Source organism: Porphyromonas sp. HMSC065F10, from assembly GCF_001808555.1.
GTDB lineage: Bacteria > Bacteroidota > Bacteroidia > Bacteroidales > Porphyromonadaceae > Porphyromonas_A.
This window is the reverse complement of sequence record NZ_KV793748.1, coordinates 22,625-30,001: the sequence shown is the minus strand read 5'-3', so window position 1 is coordinate 30,001 and position 7,377 is coordinate 22,625. Positions and strand designations below refer to the sequence as shown.

The 7,377-nt window shown below is 62.2% G+C and carries 5 protein-coding genes; 1 reads left to right on the top strand and 4 read right to left on the bottom strand.

Going from position 1 to position 7,377, the window contains the following annotated elements:
* Window positions 1–89: 89 nt before the first annotated feature.
* From HMPREF2890_RS01175 to HMPREF2890_RS08915, 4 genes are all read right to left on the bottom strand, one after another.
* Complete coding sequence (locus HMPREF2890_RS01175; protein ID WP_070464198.1) at window positions 90–1,778, bottom strand: MATE family efflux transporter; 1,689 nt, start codon at window positions 1,776–1,778, stop codon at window positions 90–92.
* A 7-nt stretch (window positions 1,779–1,785) separates the two neighbouring features.
* Window positions 1,786–2,991 (bottom strand): S-adenosylmethionine:tRNA ribosyltransferase-isomerase, encoded by a 1,206-nt coding sequence (locus HMPREF2890_RS01170; RefSeq protein WP_070464293.1) that lies wholly within the window; start codon window positions 2,989–2,991, stop codon window positions 1,786–1,788.
* A 112-nt stretch (window positions 2,992–3,103) separates the two neighbouring features.
* Window positions 3,104–4,879 carry a ComEA family DNA-binding protein gene (locus HMPREF2890_RS01165; RefSeq protein ID WP_070464195.1) on the bottom strand — a complete coding sequence of 592 codons (1,776 nt, stop codon included), beginning with the start codon at window positions 4,877–4,879 and terminating at the stop codon, window positions 3,104–3,106.
* 43 nt (window positions 4,880–4,922) lie between these two features.
* The gene (locus tag HMPREF2890_RS08915; RefSeq protein WP_070464193.1) at window positions 4,923–5,165 is read right to left on the bottom strand and encodes a ribbon-helix-helix domain-containing protein; all 243 of its coding nucleotides are present in this window, start codon (window positions 5,163–5,165) and stop codon (window positions 4,923–4,925) included.
* A 492-nt stretch (window positions 5,166–5,657) separates the two neighbouring features.
* Between HMPREF2890_RS08915 and HMPREF2890_RS01155 the strand changes: the two genes are divergently transcribed.
* Window positions 5,658–7,334 (top strand): putative transporter, encoded by a 1,677-nt coding sequence (locus HMPREF2890_RS01155; RefSeq protein ID WP_070464191.1) that lies wholly within the window; start codon window positions 5,658–5,660, stop codon window positions 7,332–7,334.
* The last annotated feature ends 43 nt before the right edge of the window (window positions 7,335–7,377 follow it).

Here is a 7,377-nt window from a genome sequence, read left to right as displayed (position 1 = left end):
AGCATCAGTAGAGGGATCCATTGACGGGATAGCACAGCGACAGGGACTAACACTTTTAGCCGTAAAGCTCAGATGCGTCACCCCTGACTCTACTGCGTATTGAGCCGGTGGTAGAGGGATTGGAAGTAGGGGGCGGCATAGTCGGTGGGGCGGAGGACCCGGTCATCGCAGAGGACGACATCGAGGTCGAGCGCCACCTCTCCGCCCGAGGTGTGGACGCGCCCCGCTCTCTCCTCCAGCTCTTTCATCCGCCGGGCGACCACGTCCGGCTCCTCTCGGCTGTCGAGGATCAGTAGCGCATTTCGGTAGAGCCGACCGCTGCCCTTGGCATCCTCCGACGTCATTGCCTCCGTCAGCCGCGCCTCGGGGAGAGCCTCGAGGATCAGCTCTCGTAGAGACCTTGCCCGATCCTCATTATAGGTCGTCCCGGCAAGGATGATATAGTGATGCGAAAAGGGCACTCCCAGTCCCTCCAGCCGAAGCCCTATGAGCAGCTGGACAAAGCCCCGCGCTGCGAGGTAGAGGAGGAAGGCGGTCATAAGCCGCGCATTACCATCCTCCAATGGCAGACCGAAGTCTACCACAAAGAAGAGCACCACCGCCGCCAGCATACTCCACATCATCTCCCGCGTCGCCGTCATGCCGATGAAGACGCCATCCATCACGAAGCCGATGCAGCCCGCCAGCGGGATCACCACCACGTAGGGCAGGTACAAGAGTGCCTGCTGCAGCACCTCCTCCCGATCGGTCAGGAGTGCCAGCAGCTCCCCTCCGACCACGGCGTAGATCGCCGTGACGACCAGTCCGAGCCCGATGCCCCAGCCGAGCAGTCGCCGCACCGCCGTGCGCACCTCCTCCCGCGACCGCTGCCCATAGGCGTCCCCCACGATCGCCTCGCCCGCATTGGCAAAGCCGTCAATGAAGTAGGAGAAAAGGGTGAAGAACTGGTACAGCAGCGCATTCCCCGCTAGCGTCAGCGTCCCCATGCGTGTCCCGGCGTAGACAAAGTAGACGCTCACGCACGCCATCAGCAGCGTGCGGAAGAATATATGGACATTCGTTGAGAAGTACCGCCCCAGCTCCTCCCCGAGGGCGCTCAGCCGGTGAGGCAGCACGACCCTTCCCCTCCGCACATAGAGCAGCAGGACACCGGCGGCGAGCAGGAGCATCCCGAGCCACTGCGACACTAAGGTACCAATGGCGATGCCCTCTATCCCCTGCCCCTCGCTCAGCACGAGGAAGGCCGAGAGTCCGATATTGGTGAGATTGGTGACGATGCTGACCGCCATCGGGTACCAGCTGTTTTGCATCCCGATGAACCACCCGTTCATCGCATTTGTCGTCAGTATCGCCGGTGCCCCCATCACCACGATGGCGAAGTAGATCAGCGCATACCGCTCCACCTCCGCCTCAGGGGCGAGGACGGAGAGGATCATCCGCGAGAGGGGCGTCTGCAGAAGGATGATCAGCAGACCACCCACCAGCCCTATGAGGAAGGACTGCGCCAGCGTCCGCCCCATACGCTCCCGACTGCGACTCCCATAGGCCTGCGCCGTGAGACCGGAGGTCCCCATGCGGAGGAAGGAGAAGACCCAGTAGATGAGGTTGAAGAGCGTCGTCGCTATCGATATGCCGGCGATCGGTGCCGCATCCTCCAAGTGCCCCGTCAGCCCCATATCCACCAGCCCGAGGAGGGGCACGGTGAGATTTGAGACGATGTTGGGGAGGGCAAGCTTCAGTATGCGGCGATCGAGGGACGAGCCGGCGGCGGATGACATAGGGGGGCTACTTTGTGAGCGGTTTCTCTAAGAGGTTGCTGTCACCATAGGAGAGGAAGCGGAAGTCGTGGTCGAGCGCAAAGCGGTAGATCTCGCGCCACTCCCCACCGACAAAGGCCGCCACGAGGAGCATCAGCGTCGAGACCGGCTGGTGGAAGTTGGTGATCAGCTTGTCCACCAGGCGGTAGCTGAAGCCCGGCTCGATGATGATCTGCGTGTCGCCGATCAGCGCCGGACTCCCACTTCGCTCCAGATAGTCGATCAGTGCATCGAGTGCCTCCGGCACCGACACCTCGTAGGTCCGCTCGTAGGGCATCCACTGACCGACGTGGAGTGGCTCCTCCACACCCTCCAGGACGTTGATCCCCATATAGTATAGGCTCTCCAGCGTGCGCGTGGAGGTGGTGCCCACGGAGACGATCTTTCGTCCTGCCCGCTTCTGCTCGGCGATGGTCCGGAGCGCCTCCACCGGCACCTTGATCACCTCCTTGTGCATCTCGTGACCGCCCATGGTGCTGCTCTTGACGGGGGCAAAGGTCCCCGCACCCACATGCAGCGTCACGCGCGTCTGACGGATCCCTCTCTCCTCCAGCTCCCGTAGCACCCGGTCTGTGAAGTGCAGCCCGGCGGTCGGTGCGGCGACACTCCCCTCGATCCGTGCGTAGACGGTCTGGTAGGTGATGAGGTCGGAGGCCTCGGTGTCGCGATTGAGGTAAGGCGGTATCGGCAGCTCGCCCACCTCCTCGAGGATGTCGGCAAAGGAGCCATCCGTATCCCACGAGAAGCGAACCAGTCCGTCACCCACTCGCTCCACGGAGAGCGTGCCGCCCGAGATCGGTCGCGTGAGACGCTCCTCCTTCCACTTCGACGCATTGCCGATCATACAGTGCCAGGTGACGCTGTGGTGCGAGGCAAAGGACTCCTCGTAGAGCTTCGGCTCGTAGGGATCGAGGCAGAAGACCTCGATACGTGCGCCGGTGGAGCGGTGGAAGACCACCCGGGCATTGATCACGCGTGTGTCATTCATCACCATCAGGTCCTCCGGCGAGAGCAGGCTCGGCAGGTCGTAGAAGTGGTGCTCGCTGATCGTCCCCTCGGGACTGAGGTGGAGTAGCTTGGAGTGATCCCGCTCCCTGAGGGGGTACTTTGCGATGCGCTCCTCGGGGAGAGGGTAGCTGTAGTCGCTGATGCGTATATTCTTATAGTCGTCCATGATCTGATCCTTTTGTGACTGCAAAAGTACCCAATTTGCGCATACCGCTCCGTCTCCCCGACTTTCGCACCTGCTCCTTCTGACCGAGTTTTTGGAGAGAAAAAAGGGAAAACTACAGCCTGTAGGTGAGGGCAAGGGCGAGGTCGGTGGCGAGGGGACGGTCGGAGGAGCGGGTGAGGGCGATGCGACTGTGTAGTGCGACGTGCCTGCCTAAGCGCCACCGGAGCCGTCCGGTCAGCTGCACTCCCTGACCACGCAACATCGTCCCGCCATAGAGGTAGGGCATCCAGAGCAGGGTGCTGTGCATCACCTGCCCCGCTGTGAGGCGGAAGAGCCTCACCTCGCCCTCTGCCAGCAGCGACGTCCCATCGTCGTAGCGCACCCTCCCCATCACACCGCCTCCGAAGCCCTCTCCCTCGGTGTGGAGTAGCCGCACCTCCTGTCGCGTGATCCATCTCGCCCCATGCCTGTAGTCGCTGCTGTAGCGAATCGTCCACCGGCGGGGCTTATCCGGCACGCCGAGCCATCGGAGCGTCAGGAGGGAGGAGCCATGGTAGTCGCTCTTGCCCACCCTCGCCATAAGCATCGTCCCGGAGGGCGATCCGGTGGCAGTCCGGCGAAAGCGGTCGACCACGACCGTACCGGTGACGTATCGCGCCCCCTCGCCACTCCACTGCAGCCGATAGCCCCGCTCGTCCCGCCCTGCGGAGTAGTGCCCGTCGCCCATGCCGTAGGGGGAGTAGCGCTCTCGACCGAAGTAGCGACCCGAGAGGGTGAGTGCCCCCAGCATCTCGTCCATGTAGGAGAGGCTGCCCTCAGCGGCTCGCCGCTCCCCGGGTGCCAGGGTCACCTCGCCCGATGCGATCACCCTCTCCCCCATCCAGTAGCCGTCGATCGACCCCTCCCTCAGCACCCGCGATGCGGGGTAGCGTGCCGGTGGCAGGAGCAGAGTCTCCGAGCCGGAGCGGTGGCGGTAGATCAGCCCTGTGGCGCCGATGTGGGCGCTCTCACTCTCGTACGAGAGGTAGCCCCCGACCATCTCCCGCCGCGCTGTATGGCGGTGGCGTAGGGAGGTGGCATCTCGGTGAAGTCCGGTCCTGTAGAGTGTCTGAAGCCTCTGCCCATCGATCCGTGCATCTATCGGCTCGTACCCACCGAGGAGCACCAGCTGCATCGGCCCGAGGTCCTGCGCTACAGCCAGCCCCCGCAGATAGTCGTACTCTCTCGCCGACCGGTGGGGGCGCAGGTCGCTCGTCACCCGATCCGGTATGCCAGTCCCGTACATCGAGGAGGAGAAGAAGGAGCGCCCCTGCCCCATCAGCAACCCGCGACCTGTCGTGAGGCGGAAGTCACCGAGGAGAATGGCTCTCCTCCGGTCCCGGTACCGAAGCGTGCCGCTGAGGTGATCCATCCACCCCTCGCGTGCCGGGCGGAAGGGCTCTCCCCGGTCCGTCTCCCCCACCAATGCCCAGTCGAGCTGCTTCCCATTGTCCCCCACCGAGCGGATCAGCAGCGAGGCGGACCCCTCCCTGTAGAGCGAGCCCACTGCATGCTCTCGCCGAGGTCGCTGAGGGCGGTCGTCCGCAGCACCCACCATAAGATAGGGGTAAAGCAGGGATAGGAGATGGAGCTCAGCGCCCTGCACCTCCTTGAGGTCGTAGACCGAGCCTAATCGCCCGCTCTGTGAGCGGAAGAGGAGAAAGTTTCGGATAAAGAATGGGTCTAAGAGTGGTACGCGCGCCAGCTCGTCTGCCGTGGCGGTATTGAGATCCAGCGGATGAAGCTCCAGCCGCTCCAGCTCCTCGGCGGCCCTCTCGCGCGCCCCTTCGTCCTCGATGAGTGCCAGGATAGCCTCCGAGGAGAGACTCTCCTGAGCGACTGTCCGCATGCACAGGCAGGTCAGCCCGACCAGCAAGAGAAGTCGAAGACCTCTACCAGCGCTGCTCCTCCTCGCCGCCCTCACCGTCATCGAAGAGAGTAGGGCGGTGCTTCGTCGCATCGCCCACGATCCGCTCCATAACACATCGCCGCACAAAGTCGGACCTTGACCGACCGGGATGGCGCCTGAGGTACCGCTCGATGATCTCCATCTGGCTCTCAGAGAAGAGCACCGTCACCCGCACCGTATGTGGCTCCTGCCGGATCCTCTCTCCCCGCCGTCTCGATCGTCTCATACTGTGGACTCTTATCTCTCGCTGGTAGTCTGTGATAGGCAGCCGTGTCGGTACACGCCTCGGGCTAATGTCCCTCATCCCTGCCTCACCCCCTGAGGGCAAGTGGTTGGATGCGTGAGGCTGTCGGGTCCGGTCATGGCTTACTATCCTTGCTCGGTGGTAAATGTACCTCTTTTTGTCCAAAGCCTGGCCGCCCCGCTCAGCCACTACGGGTCTCTTGCGTAATGACCTGATCTCCAGCCTCGGCATCTCTAAGCGCTCTGAGACAACTCTAATACCGATATTAGAGAAGCCTAATATCGGTATTAGATTTTAGCCCCCTCGACTCCGCCCGACTCGTCCGACAAGGTAGCGCGCCGTTAGGTGAGGGGGCACGCCGCAGGCGAGGGGGCAGGGTCGTGTTATTTTATTATCTTTGCTTTGTTTTTGAAATAATTTATCGGTGAGGCTTGGTCTGCATGGCGGATGGGGTCTCGCTCTTCTCTATTATTTATGGACTGGTTAACCAATCTCTTTCTGCAGCACGGCGTCGCACAGGCGATCGTCGTCCTGTCCCTCACGATCGCCGTGGGGCTGCTGCTGGGGAGGATCAAGTTTTGGGGCATCTCCCTCGGCACGGCGTTTATCCTCTTCGTTGGCATCCTCTTCGGTCAGCTGGGGCTCTCCATCGATCCGACGATCAACAGCTTCTTCAAGGACTTCGGTCTGGCGATCTTCGTCTACTCCATCGGTCTGGAGGTGGGGCCCAGCTTCTTCTCCAACCTCAAGTCTAAGGGCGCTAAGCTGAACGTCCTCGCCGCCATCGGTGCCTCGCTCGCCGCCGTGGTGACGGTGGCACTCTTCTACATCACCGACATCCCAATGCAGACGCTGGTGGGGGTGATGAGTGGTGCGGTGACCAATACCCCGGGACTTGCCGCTGCTCAGCAGACCTATCAGGACCTCACCGGCGTCGCTGATCAGTCGATCGCTCAGGGCTACGCCGTCGCCTATCCGCTCGCCGTGGTCGGCATCATCATGACCATCGTGATGACGAAGGTGGTGGCCAAGATCAATACCGATGAGCTGGAGAAGCGCCTTACCGCTCAGTCTGATGCGGAGACCAGCGAGACGGAGGGCATCTCGGTGGAGGTGACCAATCCGGAGCTCTTTGGGAAGACGGTTGTGGAGCTGAAGAGACTGGTGCCGGACACCGGCTTCGTCGTCTCTCGCGTGCTGAAGAAGGCTACCGGTGAGACGATCCTGGTGAATGGTCAGACGCGATTTGAGGAGGGGGACAAGCTCTTTGTGATCCTCAATACGACCAACGAGCAGGACATCGTCTCGGCTGTCGGTAAGCTCGACACGTCGGATCACGTGACCTGGGTGGAGAAGTCTCAGGACGTGATCTCCCGCTGGGTGCTGCTCTCTGATAGTAAGCTCAATGGTAAGACGCTTAAGGACCTGAAGCTGCGGGAGCACTTCGATGTCAGCGTGACGCGTGTCGACCGCGCCGGCGTGAAGCTGGTGGCGGTCCCTTACCTGAAGCTGCAGCAGGGTGACAAGCTCCTCTGCGTCGGCGGAGAGAAGAGTGTCAGCGCTGCGGCACACTCCTTCGGCGACTCCTCCAAGGCGCTCAATAAGCCCAATCTCTTTGCCATCTTCCTCGGGCTGATCCTCGGTATCATCCTCGGTATGCTGCCGATTGTGATCCCCGGTCTCTCCGCCCCGCTGAAGCTGGGTCTCGCCGGCGGTCCGCTGATCGTGGCGATCATCGTAGGCCGCTGGGGGGCAGAGTTTGGCCTGCCGACCTACACCACCACGAGTGCCAACCTGATGATCCGCGAGATCGGCCTCTGCGCCTTCCTCGCCTGCGTTGGTCTCGGTGCCGGTCAGGGCTTTGTAGAGACGCTTGCCCAGGGTGGCTATGCGTGGCTCGGGTATGGGCTGCTGATCACGCTGCTGCCGCTGATCGTGGTCGCCTTCATCGGTCACAAGATCTACCACTTCGACTACTTCACCCTCGCCGGTATGATCGCCGGTATGACCACCGACCCGCCCGCGCTGGGCTATGCTCAGACGCTCACGTCTCGCAATAAGCCGCTGATCGGCTATGCCACCGTCTATCCTCTGGCGATGTTTATGAGGATCCTGATGGCGCAGCTGCTGGTGCTGCTCTTCTGCGCGTGACGGCAGTGACGCTCTGAGACCTTTGCATAATACCCCATCTGCG

Coding starts and splice junctions, on each gene's coding strand:
- HMPREF2890_RS01175 (WP_070464198.1), bottom strand. CDS start 1,778: ATGTCATCCGCCGCCGGCTCGTCCCTCGATCGCCGCATACTGAAGCTT.
- HMPREF2890_RS01170 (WP_070464293.1), bottom strand. CDS start 2,991: ATGGACGACTATAAGAATATACGCATCAGCGACTACAGCTACCCTCTC.
- HMPREF2890_RS01165 (WP_070464195.1), bottom strand. CDS start 4,879: ATGCGGACAGTCGCTCAGGAGAGTCTCTCCTCGGAGGCTATCCTGGCA.
- HMPREF2890_RS08915 (WP_070464193.1), bottom strand. CDS start 5,165: ATGAGACGATCGAGACGGCGGGGAGAGAGGATCCGGCAGGAGCCACAT.
- HMPREF2890_RS01155 (WP_070464191.1), top strand. CDS start 5,658: ATGGACTGGTTAACCAATCTCTTTCTGCAGCACGGCGTCGCACAGGCG.